Raw genomic sequence first — 14,799 nt, forward strand, 5'->3', positions numbered from 1 at the left:
TGACATGGCTCACATGACTGACATGGCTCACATGAAGCGCACCCCCTTGATCGCCGCGGTGGCAGGGGCCGCCGCCTGGGGGCTGGTCGTGGCCGCGCCCGCGCAGGCGTCGGTCATCTGGAACGGCGACGCGTCCGGCGGGACCGCCGTCTTCGGCAGCATCCTGTGCGACGCACCGGGCTCGGTCACCGCGCAGGACAACCACGACGGCCGGGGCCCGGTCTTCAAGTTCAACAAGCCGCTGGGGCTTGAGCGTTGTGAGGCGCACGGCCTGAACGTGGGTGGTTCGCGGTACACGTTCCAGAACGACCACACGTACTACCTGGGCTGGGACACCTCCACCAACGCCCCGGACGCGGCGACGATCTTCCAGTGGAAGTCGTACGGCACCGGGGACCAGCAACAGCAGAACTACCCGGTCCTGATGAAGGTCGAGGGCGGTTCGCTGAAGCTCTTCTACATCTCCCCCGGCGAGAACTGGACCCTCAAGTGGTCCACTCCGGTCACCACCAGCACGTACAAGAGGATCGTGCTCGGCATCCACACGTCGAGCTCGGCGTCGGGCGGCTGGGTGGAGGCGTACTACAACGGGGCGAAGGTGGCGTCGTTCTCCGGCCGCACCTGGGACGACCGCGGCAACGACACCCGGTGGGGCAGCTACGGCGCGGAGGTCAAGGACAAGCGGGTCATCAACTGGATCGACGGGCTGAAGGTGGGCACGTCGTACGGGGACGTGGCCGGCTAGCCCCGGGCCGCCCCGGCGTCCGCACCGTTCGCCGCCCCGGGCACGGCCCCGCCCGCCGCCTCCCGCAGCGCCTCGCGGCAGGCCCTGATCGCGGGGTGGGTGCCGTGCCCCTCCCGCACGGCCGTGCTCAGGCTGCGGGCGCGGTGGCCACGGGGCAGCGGGGTCAGGCCGACGGTGCGGGCGGTGGTGCCGCTCCACACCAGGTCGGGCAGGAACGCCGCGGCGTGGCCGCCCTCGACGAGGCGCAGATGGAGCAGCAGATCACTGGACTCGAAGCGGACGTCGGGTTCGAAGCCGGCGCTGCGGCACAGCGCGGTGGCCCAGCGCCGGGCCGCGCTGCCCACGGGCTCCATGACCCAGGGGTGGTCCGCCAACTCCCTTAGGGCGGCGAGAGGTTGGCGGACTCGGGGGCGGTCGGGGCGGGCGAGGCGCAGGGCGTCATCGGCCAGCTCTTCACGCTCGGTCCCGGCCGGGCGCGGCTGGGGCAGGCCCGGGTACTCCTCCGTCACGACCAGGTCGACGTCGCGGGCGAGCAGGGCGGGCAGCGACCGCTCCGGCTCGGCCTCGACGACGTGGACGCGCAGCGCCGGGTGGGCCGTGCGCAGCAGGGTCAGCGCGGTGGGCAGCAGGGCGAGGGCGGCGGTCTGGAAGGCGGCGACGCGCAGCGTCCCGGTCACCTCGCTGAGCGAGTCCGCGATGTCGGCCTCGGCCTGTTCGAGGCGGGCGAGGACCGCTTCGGTGTGTGCGACGAGGATCTCCGCCTGCGGGGTGAGCCGCACGCGCCGCCCCACGGGTTCCAGGAGCGTGACGCCGGCCTCGGACTCCAGCTGCGAGAGCTGCTGCGAGACGGAGGACGGGCTGTACGAGAGCGCGGCGGCGACGGCGGCAAGGGTGCCGCGGTGCTTGAGTTCGCGCAGGAGGCGCAGCCGGTGGAGGTCGAACATGGGCCCGTTCTCCCGAGGTCGATTCATCATGTTCTTCGACGAGTATGCATCGGAAACATGAGCTGGACCAAACATACGGCCGACCCGCACGCTGATGCCATGACGACCTCACGGCCCACTCTTGCCTCTTGGTACGCCCGTCCCGCCGCCCGGGCCTGGACCGGTGCGCCCGCGCCGGACGCGGCGCGCGCCTTCCATGCGTCTCTGCCCGGCTACTCCCCCACCCCGCTGACCGAACTGCCCCCGCTGGCCGCCGAGTTGGGGGTCGGCCGGGTCTTCGTGAAGGACGAGTCGGCTCGGCTCGGGCTGCCCGCCTTCAAGGCGCTGGGCGCCTCGTGGGCGGTGCACCGAGTCCTGGCGGAGCGTGGCGAGGGTGCGCCGCCGGTGCGCCTGGTGACCGCGACGGACGGGAACCACGGGCGGGCGGTGGCCCGCATGGCGCGGCTCTTCGGGCAGCGGGCGCGGGTGTTCGTGCCGGACGGGGTGCACCCGGACGCGGTGGCGGCGATCGTTGCGGAGGGCGCCGAGGTCACGGCGGTCGCCGGGTCGTACGACGCGGCGGTGGAGGTGGCGGCGCGGGCCGCCGATGCGCCGGACGCCGTGCTGGTGCAGGACAGTTCGTGGGACGGGTACGAGGAGATTCCCCGGTGGATCGTGGCGGGGTACGCGACGCTGTTCGCGGAGGTCGACGAGCAACTGGCCGCCCTGGGCGCGCCGTTGCCGGACCTGGTCACCGTGCCGGTGGGGGTGGGTTCGCTGGCGCAGGCGGCCGTCACCCACTACCGGAGCCGGGGCGCCGCGGGCCCGGCCCCGGCGCTGCTCGCGGTGGAGCCGGAGGCGGCCGCCTGTGTGCTGGCGAGCCTGCACCGGGGTGAGCGGGTCAGTGTGACGACCGGGACGACGGCGATGGCGGGCCTCAACTGCGGTACGCCGTCCGCACTCGCCTGGCCCGTGCTGCACGCCGGGCTCGACGCCGCGGTCGCGATCACCGACGCGGCGAGCGCGGCGGCGGCCCGGACGCTCGCCGGGCTCGGGGTCTCCTCGGGGCCCTGCGGGGCGGCCACGCTGGCCGGGGCGAGGGCCGCCCTCACCGGCGACGACGCCGCGGACCGCCGTACCGCCCTCGCCGTGGGGCCCGCCGCGACGGTCGTGCTGCTGAGCACGGAGGGGGCCGCGGCGAACCCGCAGGGGACAGCGTCTTCTTGACGGTGCGTCAGGTCAGGGCGGCCTCGATCAGGCAGAACGTGCTGGGGGCCGGCACCGGTGTCACCGACACGATCGTCAGGCCCGCCTGGCGGCACACCTCGTCGAAGTCGGCGCGGGTGCGCTCCCGGCCGCTCACGTTCGCGAGCATGTTGAGGTCGCTGAGGTAGCTGAACCCCGGGCGGTCGGGGGCGACGACCTCCGGCAGGACGGGCTCCACGATCAGGACCCGCCCCTCGGGGGGCAGCACCGCACTGCAGTGGCGGAGGATCGTCACCACGCGGTCGTCCGGCCAGTCATGGAGGATGCTCTTGATCAGATACGCGTCGGCGCCCTCGGGTACCGACGCGAAGAAGTCCCCGGCGACCAGCGCGCAGCGTTCGTCGAGCCCATGGCGGCGCAGGGTCTCCGGGGCCTGGGCGAGCCCTTCCTCCGTGTCGTACACGACGCCGGTGAGCCCGGGGTTCTGCCGGAGCACGGCGGCGAGCAGTGTGCCGTCGCCGCCCCCGACATCGGTGACCGTGCCGAAGCGCCCGAAGTCGTACACCTGGGGCAACACCTCGGCCGTCGACCGGGTGGCCTGGCTCATCGCGGTGTTGAACTGCGCGGACAGCTCCGGGTGTTCCTTGAGGTGGCTGAAGAAGTCGGTGCCGTAGACGGTGTCGAAGGCGGTCTCGCCGGTCCGGACGCTATCCGCCAAGTGCTCCCAGGCGCGCGTCATCGTGGGGTCGGCGAAGATGCCCACGAGGGCCGTGACCGACTCGGGATGACCGGGGTCGAGATAGGCACCGGCCTCGGTGACCGCGAAGGTTCCGGGCTCCCGCTCGCGCAGCAGCCCGAGGCCCGCGAGGGCGCGCAGCAGCCGGGTCATGCCCTGCGGCTGCGCGTCGGCCTCCGCGGCCAGCTCGGCGGCCGTCCGCTCCTTGCCGCCGAACCGTTCGACGATGCCCAACTGGACCGCGGCGCGCACGGTCTGGGCCGCCAGGCCCCCGAACAGGATCTGGGCGAGCTGCTGCCACCCAGCGCCGCCCCCGCCGGGTTCCCCGCCGTTCCCGGCCGCTGCCGTGCCCGCACTGTCCGCAGCCGTCTCGGCTTCCTCGTTCGCCACGATCACACCTCTTCCGTTCGCCGCGGTGTGCGCGCCCGCCACCGCCCGGTTCGCAAGTTAGGTAAGCCTAACTTTGAGGCGCGGGCACCGGAACAGCGCAATGAGCCACCAGACTTGGGGCTTCCAGGCGGCACTTTCCGGTCGAAGCCCACTCCTCAAGCGCTGAACCAATTTGTCAACACTCCAGCTCAGCACGTTGTTCGCGGTTATACCAATGAATCAGGTCCACATCCTGGACACCTCGCGCGGGCCGGTCGCACCCGTCGCGAGCTGGCCGAATATTCGGTCGTTACCCGTTAACCGAACACACACATCCGGAAATCGACCATCCGCCTGGCCTTCACTCTCCGCACAGGCAAGACTCCTGTCCGCAGCGAACAACACACCGCTGCGAGCACATCACTGCGGGCAACACCCGCATCCTTCGAAGCAGTTGAAGAGGAGTTCCTCGTGCGTTGCGTCCTCACCACGCTGACCGCGGCCGCCACCCTCGCGGTCGGCGCCCTGGCCACGGCGGCGGGCACGGCACAGGCCGAGCCCGCGAAGCCCACCGGCCTGTACGCGCCCTCGGCCCTCGTCCTCACCCTCAGCCAGGGTGACCAGGCCACGGCCCCCGTCAGCCGCGCCGTGACCCTGACGTGCACGCCCAAGGCATCGGGGAGCCACCCCGCGCCCAGCGCCGCCTGTGCCGAACTCAGGGGCGTGAGCGGCGAGTTCGGCCAGCTCGTGAGCGCCGCCCCGGCAGGCTTCTGCACCAAGGAGTGGAAGCCGCAGATGGTCACCGTCGACGGGGTCTGGGAGGGCAGACGCGTCTCCTGGACCACGACGTTCGGCAACGGGTGCGAGATGCGGAACGCGCTCGCGAACGGGGTGGCGCTCTCCTTCTGAGCGGCACGCAGTGAGCGGTACGCACTGAGCGGTACGCACCGGGCGATGCGAACCGAGCGGTACTGATCGACCGGTACGGGCTGACGCAGGCCGACGCCGAACGGCGCCGACCGCGCGGCTCCTGCCGACCCGGGAGCCCCGGCCACCTCTCGTGGGGGGAGGCAGCCGGGCCATGGACCCGCGGGCCCCGTTCCCCGTGCGACGGGGCCCGCGCGGTTCTGCTCCTGCGCCCGGCCTACGATGCCGGGCATGGCATCCCGTTCCCCCGCCCGGGTACGGCCCACCCCGATCCGTACCGGGCGGCTGTACCTCGAGCCGCTGCGCACCGAGCACGCCGAGGACATGGCCGTCGTCCTCGCCGACCCGGCCCTGCACACCTTCATCGGGGGCGCCCCGGACCCCGCCCCCGCGCTGCGCGCCCGCTACACGCGGATGCTCGCCGGATGCCCCGACCCCGACATCTCGTGGTGCAACTGGGTCATCCGCCTCTCTCCCGAGGACGGCGACGAGGCGCGGCTCCCGGCCGAGCCGGCGCATCTCCCGACCGAGTCGGCTCACCCTCCGGCCGGAGCGGGCCATCTCCCGCCCGAGGCAGGCCAGTTGGTCGGCACCGTGCAGGCCACGGTCGGACCGGCCGCTCACCTCGGCCTCGGCCCCGGCACCGTGGCGGAGATCGCCTGGGTCGTGGGCACGGACTGGCAGGGGCGCGGCATCGCGTCGGAGGCCGCGCGGTCCCTCGTCGACTGGCTCGACCACCAAGGGGTGCCCCTCGTCGTCGCGTACATCCACCCCGACCACGCCGCGTCCGCCGCCGTCGCCCGGGCCGCCGGGCTCACGCCCACGGACGACTGGCAGGACGACGAAGTCTGCTGGCGGCGGCCCCCGTCGACCACCCCCGACACCCGGCACGCCGACCCGTCGGACAACCGGTCCGGCTGAGCGGCACGCTGGAAAGCTGAGCGGAACACCCGAAACAGGTGCGCTGTCCGGTGTTGGCCGGATTCGCACGGGCGCCCTCACACGGCGCGTGGCAGCCTTGACAAGGATGTCTTTCGGGGGAGGCAGCGGTGGAGATCAGTGACGTATTACGGACCCGGCAACGCGAGATCACCGTCCTGGTGACGGAGGACGACACACTCGACCGCAGAGCCTTCACCCGGCTGCTGCAGCACGAGCCGGGGCTGCGTCCGGTCGGCGCCGTGGAGGCACCGTCCGACGTGGTGCGGGAGGCCGTGCGGCTCGCGCCCGACGTCGTCCTGGTCGACCTGGAGCGCACCGAACGGGCCCTGGAGACGGTGGCCGCACTCCGCAGGCACTGCCCGCGCGCCCGGTGCATCGTCCTGACCACGGCGGGCGACGTGGCCCAGTTGAGGGCCGCCGTCGCGGCCGGGACCTGCGGATTCGTGCGCAAGACGGTGTCGGTGGCGGGCCTGCGGGAGGTGATCCGACGGGTGCTCGCCGGGGAACGCGTCCTCGACCCGGAGCTCTCGGTGCGCGCCCTGCTCGCCGAGCGATGTCCGCTCACTCCGCGCGAGTGCGAGATCCTCCGCGTCTCCCGGGAGCTTGCGACGGTGGCCGAGATAGCGGCCGCCGTCTCCTTGTCTCCCGGCACCGTGCGCAACTACCTGTCCCGGGCCATCACGAAGACGGGCGCCCGCAACCGCAAGGAGGCGGCGGAGTCGGCCACGCGGCATGGGTGGATCTAGGCCGGGTCCGGCGGATGAGGCCGCGCGATCTCTGCGGCGCGGTCTCGTCGCAGGTGAGCGGGCGGCAGTCGGCGGCCGACGACAACGCCTCACATCGGCGCGCGCCCACGCCCGCGACCGCGGCACGATCCGCCGGACAGGCCCTCACACCTTGCCGATGCACCACGTCGGGGCACCCGGACGTCACTGCGTCCGGCCCGGCAGCTCCGGCAGCACGTCCGCGCAGAACCGCTCCACGCTCGCCCGGGCCACCGCACCGTCGACCGCGCCGAAGTCCACCTGCCACAGGAAGCCGTCGACGTCGAGGATCTCGGCGATGTGCCGGATCCGGTCGGTGACGCGGCGGGCGTCGCCGACGACGGCGCCGCCGAGGGTGCGGAACGACTCGGGGGTCATCGCACGGATGGCCCGGCTCATCCCCGTATAGCCGCGGTAGTCGGTGGAGACCGTCGACGTCCACGCGTCCGCCGACTCCGCCCACACCCGCAGGTAGTGGGCGAGGAGCGGGTCGGCGGTGGCGCCGGCCTCGCGGTCGTCCGAGCCGACGTACAGGGGCAGGCTGGCCAAGACGCGCGGGGCCCGGCCCGGGTGTCCCGCCTGCTCGAAGCTCTCGCGGTACACGGCGATGTGGTCGGCCATCTCCTCCAGCGGGGTCAGCGCCGGGGTCACCAGGAGCCCGTGGCCCTGCTCGCCCGCCCAGGCGAAGCTGGAGCGGGAGCGGACGGCGGCGATCCAGGTCGGCGGGTGCGGGGACTGCACGGGGCGGGGCAGCGTGGTGGCGTCGGCGAACCGGAAGAAGGGGGTGTCGACGGTGACCTTCTCCTCGGTCCACAGGCGGCGGACCGCGTCCAGGGTGGCGGTGAAGCGCTCCCTGCTGCCGTCCATCGGGACGCCGAACGCCTCGAACTCGTACGGGAGATAGGCGCGCGCGAACCCCACGTCGAGCCGTCCGCCGCTGAGCGCGTCCACCATCGCGGTCTCGGAGGCGAGCTGGACCGGGTGGTGGAAGACCGGGAGCACGCAGCCCGTCATCAGCCGCACCCGGGTGGTGACCGCGGTGACCGCCGAGAGGAAGGCGAGCGGGCTCGGACAGTAGCCGCCGTAGGCGCGCAGATAGTGCTCGGTGATCTTGACGTGGCTGAGCCCGGCCTGGTCGGCGTACCGGCTCAGGTCGAGGACCGTGCGGAAGTACTCCGGCGCGGACAGGCCGTGGGGTTCGGCATCGGGCAGGAACGACAGACCGTGCTCCATGACGTACGTACTCCTTCTTCTTCTCAATCACTCCGATTGCCGTGCTCGGGCGCCCGGTCGGGCGGGCTCAGAGCACCGCGAACACGAAGAACACGACGTGCGCCACGACCAGCGGCGCCACGTCCGGGACCGCCCAGAAGACGAGTCCGTGCACGATCCCCATGACCACGCCGCCCACCACGGGGAACATGGCGCCCTGCCAGGACGACATGAAGAACGCCTGCATCACGATGAACAGGACGATCGAGGTGGTGAGGGCGACGACGGGGCCCGCGTCGCGCAGCCAGGTGATCGCCACGCCCCGGAACACCAGCTCCTCGGAGGCCACTTGGACGCCGGTGAGACCGAGCGCCGCCCACAGCGGCAGCACCTTCAGGGCGGTCAGGTGGTGGCGGATCCAGCCGCCGCGCGAGCGGCCGAGCCAGGACCGCAGCGCCATCCCCTGGTCCTCGCGGCCGCCACCGCCGGGGGCCGCCGGGCGGGTGCGGACGGCGGTGCGTGAACGCGCGTCGGCGTGTGGGGAGTTGGAGATCCGGGAGGACGGTGGTGCGGCCGCCCGCCGGGTCGGTTTGCCACGTACGAGGGTCATCTCGATCAGGGCCCGGCACAGCAGCGAGCCGAGCGCCAGTTCTCCGATGCCGAGCAGCACGCCGAGGCCGAGCAGCTGCAGGCTCGCCAGGCCGCTCACCAGCATGCCGGGGCTGATGCCGGTCACCGCGAGGAGCGCGGCCACCACGACGACGTGGCTGGCCCCGGCGACGGCGAGTTCGAACACGTCGGCGCGCTGTGCGGTGCCCCAGCGGGCCGGGCCGATCCGGGTCACCGCCGCCAGGTACCGCGCGGCGCGGAACAGCGCGGCCTTGCCGAGCCAGTAGTAGAGGAGCACCACGGACATGAGGACCAGGACGCGCACCGTGGTGTTCATGGCAGCCTCCGTCGGGTCGACGCGGCGGGCCGCGCCCGGTGGTAGCGCCACACCCCGGCGTTGAACAGGGCGTGCCCGACGACGGCGGGCAGCACCGTCCCGGTGAGCAGCACGGCGGCCGTGCACAGCGCCGCCAGGGGCAGCTTGGAGAGCACCTGTCCCCAGCCGAAGAAGACGTGCGACACGGCGAAGACGAGCTGCACTCCGATAACCGCGGCGATGGCGAGTCCGACGGTGCCGGCGCGCAGGGCGAGGCCCAACAGGGCGCCCCGGTAGACGAGTTCCTCGGCGGCCGCGACGGCGAGCAGGAGCGGCAGGTGCACCCGCAGGTCGGCGGAGGTGGGCGCGAAGTCGTTGCGGGCCTCGATGAGTCCGGTGCGCCGCTCGGCGGGGGCCGCGGCGGCGACGGCGACCCCGGCAGGGCGTGCGGCGCCCGACCGCAGCGCCACGGGCCGGTCGTCGCGCACGGAGTGCCCGGCGCGCCGCCCCCACCACCGGGTGACGGACCGGTCGGCGCGCGTGGCCGCGTACCCGACGAGCGGGCCGAGCAGCAGCCCCGCGGCCAGGCCCGTCGCCCCGGCGTCCCGCACCGGCCTGACCACCCCGGCGCCGAGCAGCGCGGCGCCGCCGAGCACCGTGAGGGCGCAGACCCCTAGGTGCAGGCCGAGCATCGGCAGGCGGCGCAGGGCGGGCCAGCGGGTGTGCAGGTGGGAGGCGAGGGTCATGGAGGCGAGGCCGAGCATGACGACGGTGGCGGCGAGCAGCGGCCGGGTGTCGGCCGGGACGGCGCCGGTGAGTTCAGGGGAACGGATGAGGGGCATGCCGCCGGAACCCTCCGTACGCCGCGAACCGGGGATGGGCCGCCGTGGGTGCGCTGGGCAGCGGCAGCGTGAGCAGGTCGGGGCTCCAGAACCGGGGGACGACGAAGCCGAGTCCGGCGGTGTCGACGGTGGTGAGGTCGGCGCCGTAGAGGCGTTTGCCGGTGTCGTGGAAGGCCCTGATGAAGGACGCTACGGAGCGCTCCGGGTCCGGGTTCCGCGGGTCCGGCGACAGGTCGTCGGCGCTCGCCTCGTCGCAGTCGCCGTAGCGGGCCTCGACGACGCGGGCGCCCTTGGGGGACGCGGCGAGGACGACGTTGCTCTCCAGGTCGAAGATGGCCTCGTCGCTGTCGCCCGCGGCCCCGGTGGCGTGGTCCTGGACGCTGGTCCAGGTGGCGAGGGCGCGGACGCCGACGCCTTCGAGGAACGCCTTGTACATGGCGGACTCCAGGCGTTCGTCGATGCCGAGGCCCACGGCGACGGCGGGTATCTGGCCGCCGGGCTCGCGGATGAGGCAGGCGATGGTGAAGCCGGGCAGGTCGGCGCTGGGCAGCACGTGGAACTCGGGCTGTCCGCCCAGCGGATGGCAGTGCCGGTCGATGAGGCGCAGGAGTGCGGCGCAACGCGCGCCGGGCCGGATCCGCACCGACCGGGTGCCGCCGTACCAGTGCCCGACGGCCGCGTCGATCTGCACCATCTCCTGGAGCGCGCCGAGCGCCGCCTTGTGCGGGTCGGTGTGCGCGGCGGTGCCGGTGGTGACGGCGGGCTGCACCCAGGGCTCGCCCTCGGTGTCGCGCACCACGTAGCCGACGGTCGTCAACTGGGCGGGCAGCCAGGTCTGTTGCCCGTCGCGCAGGCAGGTGAAGCGGCTCCAGCCGATCGGGTCCTCGGCGCGCGGGCGGCGGAAGGGGAAGCCGACGCTCGTCAACTGCTCCTCGGTGTACGGGGTGTAGGCGCCGATGGGGAAGTGCGGCTCGTCGCCGAGGTCGGCCTCGGGGGTGAACCGGACGGGAAACGCCCCGCTGACGGCGGCGACGTATCCGGCGTAGCGCTCGACGACCTCGCCGAGGGTGCGGATGTGGGACTCGTAGGGGCGCACGCCGTAGCCGCCGATGTGGTAGCTGCCGAGTTTGGGGCGGGGCTGGTCGCGCAGGACGTGGACGCCGGTGAGGTCGCCGCCGGAGACCATGAGGCGGGGCGCGTAGCGGGGCCGGGTGAGGAAGCCGAGTTGGGGCATGAGGCCGCACAGCGGGGCGTGCATGCGGCGGCGCAGCCGGCGGGTCTGCACGTCGGGCGGCTCGACCAGGCGGAGCCCGGACTCGGTGCGCAGCTCAGGCATCGATCCACCGCCGCACGTCGAAGTAGACCTCGGTGCCGTCGCGTTCGGGCACGGTGCCGCAGGAGGGGCAGCCGGGCAGGCGGAGCACCTCGGAGTAGACCATCTCCATCGACGGCAGGTAGATGCCGAGGACCTTGCCGACGGTGCTGGTGGCGCCGGTGACCGCCATGTTCAGGGCTTCGAGGGCGGTGTGCGAGGCGAGCAGCGAGGTCAGTACGCCGGTGCCGCCGTCGCCGTGTTCGGCGAGCGGGCCCTCGGCGCTCGCGAGGGCCTTCTTGTAGCGCTGGTAGGCGGCGCCCTCGCGGAGGTTCATCACGACGCGGGTCTCGAAGCAGGTGAAGCAGGCCGTGCTGTCCGGGACGAAGGTCGGGCCGACCAGGAGCAGCGGTCCGTCGAGGGCCGCCTGGATCCAGGGGGTGCCGAGGGCGAGGGCGACGCGGTTGAGGGTGGCGAGGCGCAGCGGGTGCACGGCGTCGCCGATGTGCACGAGGAGGCAGCCGCGCCAGTCCTCGAACTGCTCCGCGAACCGCTCGAAGGCGAGCCCGTCCTCCAGGGTGTCCAGCGGGCACTGGTCGAGCAGGCGCAGCTGTTCGGCGCTGTCCTCGGGGCCGCTGACGGTGAGCTGTTCGTGGGTGCCGAGGAGCGCGGCCACCTGGGCCGCGGAGCTGCCGCCGCCGAGGATGCGCACGGACTCGGTCGCGGCGCGCTCGACGCGGCCGGTCGCGGTGCGGTCGAGGTAGGCGTCGAGCGCCGTGGACGGGCCGTGCTCGAGGACGGCGAGCTGGTCCAAGTGGTCGATGAGCGCCTCTAGTTCGGTGCGGGTGACCCCGGCCTCCTTGGCGAGCTGGGACCGGTCCCGGGTGCCGTCGAGGCCGCTCACCAGGGTGCTGAGGCGGCCGGCGCCGCTGTGGTCGACGAGCGTGATGGACTGGGGGTTCCAGACCCCCGAGCGCAGCTCCACGGTGTTGCGGTCGTGCGGGACCACCGCGTAGACGGACTTGATGCGCACGGTGCGGCTGGTGCGTCGCGTGGACACGGACTTCTCCTCCCGGTTTCGGTTCAGCCCATGAGTGCGGCGGCAGTCACGGACAGGTCGGTGCGCCCCTGGCGGGGTGCGTTGAGGTACTGCAGCTCGATGAAGGCGTCGGCGACGGCGTCGGGCGGCAGGCGCACCCCGTCGTCGTCGCGCACCACGGTCGTGACGGACGCGAAGAACTCCAGGAGGGTGCGGCAGGCCCGCTGGTCGAGGACCTCGTCGAAGGGGAGCCCGGTGCGCTCCTCCCACCAGTCGCGGCGTGCGCCCTCGTACGTCGTGAGGGACTGGTAGAGCATGCGGGGCGCGATGGCCGCGGAGCCGAGGGCGTAGTCCTCCTCGAAGGCGAGCGGGTCGCGGTTGTAGTCGAGGAGGCGGCCGCGGGCGTGCGAGAGGTAGCGGCCGCCGAGCACGGAGGTGGCGCCGGAGCCGAACCCGGCCCAGTCGCAGCGGAGTTGGAAGTAGGCGAGGTCGCTGTGGCAGAGGTGCCGGTCGGCGCCGAAGTGGCTCATGGCGTACTCGGGGAAGCCCGCGTCGGTCAGGAGCTCGGCGCCCACCGCGTAGCCACGCTTCTGTTCGTCGCGGTCGATGTGCCGGTTGCCGCGGCCGAGTTGACGGCGCATCACGGTGCCGTGGGCTGGCCGGTAGGGGTAGAGCGCGACGTGGGTGAGGGGCAGGCCGAGGGCGGTGCGCACGGCGTCGGCGGTCTCCTCGGGCGGCTGTCCGGGGAAGCCGCAGATCAGGTCGATGCTGATGTCCTCGAACCCGGCGTCGGCCGCCGCCCGGACGATGCGCTGGGCCTGGGCGGCGTCGTGGCTGCGGCCCAGGGTGCGCAGGCGCCGGTCGTCGAAGGACTGCACACCGCTGCTGAGGCGCCGGAAGCCGACCTCGCGGAACGCGGCGAGCTTCTCCGGGTCGAGCGTCTCGGGGCTGCACTCGATGGTGGCCTCGCGCAGCCCGTCCCGGAGCGGGAACGCCTCGTGCAGGGCCGTGCTCACCTTGGCGATCTCGTCGAGGGTGAGGATGGAGGCGGTGCCGCCGCCCCAGTACAGGATGGCCGGCCGGTAGCCGGAGGCGGTCAACTCGGCGCCGCGTGCGGTGATTTCGTGGCAGAGGGCGTCGATGTAGCGCAGCCGCGGCTGGTCGGTCTCCTTGAGCAGGAGCTCGGCGGTGGGGACCTCGGTGACCCAGTCGCAGAAGTGGCACTTGGAGCGGCAGAACGGGATGTGCAGATAGACCAGGAGCTCGCGCTCCGTCCCCTTGTGCGGGCCGCTGTTCACTCCAGCCTCCCCAGGACCACCGTGTGCACCGCGGCCCGCAGCACCCCGTCGACGCCGAGCGCCGCGTGCAGGTCGTCGTCGACGAAGCTGGCGCAGTCGGTGGAGCCGAGGCCGAGCGAGGTGACGGCCAGGTGCATGTTCTGGGCGATGGCGCCGGACTCGTGCAGGACGAAACGCAGGCCGCGCGGCCCGTACTTGCGCATGCTCCGCCAGGGGCTCGCGACCAGCACGACGAGCGCGGCCGCGGTGTCGAAGGCGATGGAGGTGCCCGGTGTGGTGAAGGCGTCGAGGACCCGGTCGACCCCGGCCTGGCCGTCCTCCTTGACCAGGACGTCCCGCACCGGCTGGTAGCGGTACACGCCGATGTCGAGCCCGGTCACGTCGAGGGCCACCACGTGCAGCGCGACCGGGAAGAGGCCGCCGCCGCTGGGCGCGGTGCGGAAGCGGAACGTCTCGTGGCCGCCGCGCAGCAGCTCCACGTCGGCCTCCGCCGTCAGTCCGTCGGCGAGCCGGAGGACGGTCGCCAACTCGGCGGCGGCGATGGGGTCTCCGCTGTAGCGGCGGACGCTGCGGCGGCGCATCAGGGCCTCGCCGAGCTCCATGGTGGCGGGCACCGAAGCGGGCAGCTCGGTGCGCTGATGGCTCGCCACCGGGTCGTCGTCGAGCTGGGCGAGGGTGGTGACCATGGGGTCGCCGAAGTAGTCGGTGGCCGACAGGACGCCGTCGCGGTCGTGGGCGCGCAGCCTGCTGGCCGTCAGGAACTCCTCGGCGACGCGGCTGCCGGTGGCGCCGGGCGGCTCGGCGCCCAGGTTGTCGAAGCGGAGCTGGTGCGTGCGCACCCCCACGGCGCGTGCCTCGGGTGCCAGTACGCGGTAGGCGTTGATGCCGAGGCTGAACTGGGTGAGACCGGAATCCTCGTTCATGTCCTTGTCCCTCCTGCCGGGTCCGCTCGGCCGTCGTCGGATGCCGCGGCGTCGTCGGCGGCGTCGGGTCCGTCGAACATCTCGGTGGTGGCGGGCACGCGGCGGGCGAGCGCGATCGACTGGTCCTTCAACTGCTCCTCGCTGACCGGGTTCGCGTAGGTGCCGAGCGCGAAGGTGGCGTGCGCCCACTCGCTGAGCTCGACGATCCCCATGCGGTTGCCCTCGGCGTCATTGAGGCTCGCGCCGCGGCCCATGGAGTCGCCCGCCTCGCCCCGGTAGAAGGGGCTGTCCCGGAATTGATCGCGGAACTCGTCGCGGATCTTCTTGGGCAGCGGAAGGTCATAGGGACCGGCCACGACGGTGCCGCCCGCCGCCTTCCACGCGGCGAGCGCCGCGTCTATGTCGTCGACCGCGAACATCACGGTCACGCCCTCACCGGGGAAATGCCGCTTGTTCACGGTGAGCAGGATCCCGTCACTCGACACCGGCGCATGGAAAGAAATCTGTCCGGGCGCGAGCGAGCGGGCGAGCCGAAGACCGAGAAAGTCCTCGTAGAACTCAATTCCGGCGTCGACGTCATCGACGGGCACATTGATGATGACTGGTTTGGGAATCATCTCTTCTCCTCACGGCGGC

General features: G+C 72.9%; 15 protein-coding genes. 5 read left to right on the top strand and 10 right to left on the bottom strand.

Annotated elements, in window-relative coordinates; genetic code table 11:
* Nucleotides 1-13 precede the first annotated feature (13 nt).
* Nucleotides 14-745 carry a hypothetical protein gene (locus tag ACFWYM_RS10395; RefSeq protein WP_384833103.1) on the top strand — a complete coding sequence of 244 codons (732 nt, stop codon included), beginning with the start codon at nucleotides 14-16 and terminating at the stop codon, nucleotides 743-745.
* On the opposite strand, the gene ACFWYM_RS10400 is transcribed toward ACFWYM_RS10395, so the two are convergent.
* The gene (locus ACFWYM_RS10400; protein ID WP_384833106.1) at nucleotides 742-1,689 is read right to left on the bottom strand and encodes a LysR family transcriptional regulator; all 948 of its coding nucleotides are present in this window, start codon (nucleotides 1,687-1,689) and stop codon (nucleotides 742-744) included. The two genes, ACFWYM_RS10395 and ACFWYM_RS10400, sit on opposite strands and share 4 nt — an antisense overlap.
* Nucleotides 1,690-1,788: 99 nt before the next feature.
* On the opposite strand from ACFWYM_RS10400, the gene ACFWYM_RS10405 reads away from it, so the two are divergent.
* Nucleotides 1,789-2,895 (top strand): diaminopropionate ammonia-lyase, encoded by a 1,107-nt coding sequence (locus ACFWYM_RS10405; RefSeq protein WP_384833109.1) that lies wholly within the window; start codon nucleotides 1,789-1,791, stop codon nucleotides 2,893-2,895.
* A gap of 7 nt (nucleotides 2,896-2,902) precedes the next feature.
* On the opposite strand, the gene ACFWYM_RS10410 is transcribed toward ACFWYM_RS10405, so the two are convergent.
* Nucleotides 2,903-4,000 (bottom strand): methyltransferase, encoded by a 1,098-nt coding sequence (locus ACFWYM_RS10410; RefSeq protein ID WP_384833112.1) that lies wholly within the window; start codon nucleotides 3,998-4,000, stop codon nucleotides 2,903-2,905.
* Nucleotides 4,001-4,450: 450 nt separating this feature from the next.
* Between ACFWYM_RS10410 and ACFWYM_RS10415 the strand changes: the two genes are divergently transcribed.
* From ACFWYM_RS10415 to ACFWYM_RS10425, 3 genes are all read left to right on the top strand, one after another.
* Nucleotides 4,451-4,888: a subtilase-type protease inhibitor gene (locus ACFWYM_RS10415; protein WP_384833115.1), complete on the top strand. Its 438-nt coding sequence runs from the start codon at nucleotides 4,451-4,453 to the stop codon at nucleotides 4,886-4,888.
* A gap of 249 nt (nucleotides 4,889-5,137) precedes the next feature.
* Nucleotides 5,138-5,827 carry a GNAT family N-acetyltransferase gene (locus ACFWYM_RS10420; RefSeq protein WP_384833118.1) on the top strand — a complete coding sequence of 230 codons (690 nt, stop codon included), beginning with the start codon at nucleotides 5,138-5,140 and terminating at the stop codon, nucleotides 5,825-5,827.
* A 128-nt stretch (nucleotides 5,828-5,955) separates the two neighbouring features.
* Nucleotides 5,956-6,594, top strand: a complete 639-nt coding sequence (locus ACFWYM_RS10425) for a response regulator (RefSeq protein ID WP_384833121.1) — start codon at nucleotides 5,956-5,958, stop codon at nucleotides 6,592-6,594.
* A gap of 183 nt (nucleotides 6,595-6,777) precedes the next feature.
* Here the strand turns inward: ACFWYM_RS10425 and ACFWYM_RS10430 are convergent, their stop codons facing one another.
* From ACFWYM_RS10430 to ACFWYM_RS10465, 8 genes are all read right to left on the bottom strand, one after another.
* Nucleotides 6,778-7,845, bottom strand: coding sequence for an LLM class flavin-dependent oxidoreductase (locus ACFWYM_RS10430; RefSeq protein ID WP_384833124.1), 1,068 nt, complete (start codon nucleotides 7,843-7,845; stop codon nucleotides 6,778-6,780).
* 67 nt (nucleotides 7,846-7,912) lie between these two features.
* Nucleotides 7,913-8,770, bottom strand: coding sequence for a type II CAAX prenyl endopeptidase Rce1 family protein (locus ACFWYM_RS10435; RefSeq protein ID WP_384833126.1), 858 nt, complete (start codon nucleotides 8,768-8,770; stop codon nucleotides 7,913-7,915).
* Nucleotides 8,767-9,591 (bottom strand): CPBP family intramembrane glutamic endopeptidase, encoded by an 825-nt coding sequence (locus ACFWYM_RS10440; RefSeq protein WP_384833129.1) that lies wholly within the window; start codon nucleotides 9,589-9,591, stop codon nucleotides 8,767-8,769. The genes ACFWYM_RS10435 and ACFWYM_RS10440 overlap by 4 nt, the downstream gene beginning before the upstream one ends.
* A complete protein-coding gene (locus tag ACFWYM_RS10445; RefSeq protein ID WP_384833132.1) occupies nucleotides 9,569-10,927 on the bottom strand; it encodes a YcaO-like family protein in 1,359 nt (452 codons plus the stop codon). The genes ACFWYM_RS10440 and ACFWYM_RS10445 overlap by 23 nt, the downstream gene beginning before the upstream one ends.
* On the bottom strand, nucleotides 10,920-11,963 hold the full coding sequence (locus ACFWYM_RS10450) for a TOMM precursor leader peptide-binding protein (RefSeq protein WP_384833135.1): 1,044 nt from the start codon (nucleotides 11,961-11,963) through the stop codon (nucleotides 10,920-10,922). The genes ACFWYM_RS10445 and ACFWYM_RS10450 overlap by 8 nt, the downstream gene beginning before the upstream one ends.
* Nucleotides 11,964-11,986: 23 nt before the next feature.
* The gene (locus ACFWYM_RS10455; protein ID WP_384833138.1) at nucleotides 11,987-13,240 is read right to left on the bottom strand and encodes a coproporphyrinogen-III oxidase family protein; all 1,254 of its coding nucleotides are present in this window, start codon (nucleotides 13,238-13,240) and stop codon (nucleotides 11,987-11,989) included.
* On the bottom strand, nucleotides 13,237-14,163 hold the full coding sequence (locus ACFWYM_RS10460; protein ID WP_384833141.1) for a SagB/ThcOx family dehydrogenase: 927 nt from the start codon (nucleotides 14,161-14,163) through the stop codon (nucleotides 13,237-13,239). Before ACFWYM_RS10460 ends, ACFWYM_RS10455 begins: the two co-directional genes overlap by 4 nt.
* Complete coding sequence (locus tag ACFWYM_RS10465) at nucleotides 14,160-14,780, bottom strand: VOC family protein (protein ID WP_384833144.1); 621 nt, start codon at nucleotides 14,778-14,780, stop codon at nucleotides 14,160-14,162. The genes ACFWYM_RS10460 and ACFWYM_RS10465 overlap by 4 nt, the downstream gene beginning before the upstream one ends.
* Nucleotides 14,781-14,799: the final 19 nt, after the last annotated feature.

Origin of the sequence: Streptomyces sp. NPDC059009, from assembly GCF_042740175.1 — a bacterium.
GTDB lineage: Bacteria > Actinomycetota > Actinomycetes > Streptomycetales > Streptomycetaceae > Streptomyces.

Coding starts and splice junctions, on each gene's coding strand:
- ACFWYM_RS10400 (WP_384833106.1), bottom strand. CDS start 1,689: ATGTTCGACCTCCACCGGCTGCGCCTCCTGCGCGAACTCAAGCACCGC.
- ACFWYM_RS10460 (WP_384833141.1), bottom strand. CDS start 14,163: ATGAACGAGGATTCCGGTCTCACCCAGTTCAGCCTCGGCATCAACGCC.
- ACFWYM_RS10395 (WP_384833103.1), top strand. CDS start 14: ATGACTGACATGGCTCACATGAAGCGCACCCCCTTGATCGCCGCGGTG.
- ACFWYM_RS10465 (WP_384833144.1), bottom strand. CDS start 14,780: ATGATTCCCAAACCAGTCATCATCAATGTGCCCGTCGATGACGTCGAC.
- ACFWYM_RS10435 (WP_384833126.1), bottom strand. CDS start 8,770: ATGAACACCACGGTGCGCGTCCTGGTCCTCATGTCCGTGGTGCTCCTC.
- ACFWYM_RS10440 (WP_384833129.1), bottom strand. CDS start 9,591: ATGCCCCTCATCCGTTCCCCTGAACTCACCGGCGCCGTCCCGGCCGAC.
- ACFWYM_RS10430 (WP_384833124.1), bottom strand. CDS start 7,845: ATGGAGCACGGTCTGTCGTTCCTGCCCGATGCCGAACCCCACGGCCTG.
- ACFWYM_RS10405 (WP_384833109.1), top strand. CDS start 1,789: ATGACGACCTCACGGCCCACTCTTGCCTCTTGGTACGCCCGTCCCGCC.
- ACFWYM_RS10420 (WP_384833118.1), top strand. CDS start 5,138: ATGGCATCCCGTTCCCCCGCCCGGGTACGGCCCACCCCGATCCGTACC.
- ACFWYM_RS10445 (WP_384833132.1), bottom strand. CDS start 10,927: ATGCCTGAGCTGCGCACCGAGTCCGGGCTCCGCCTGGTCGAGCCGCCC.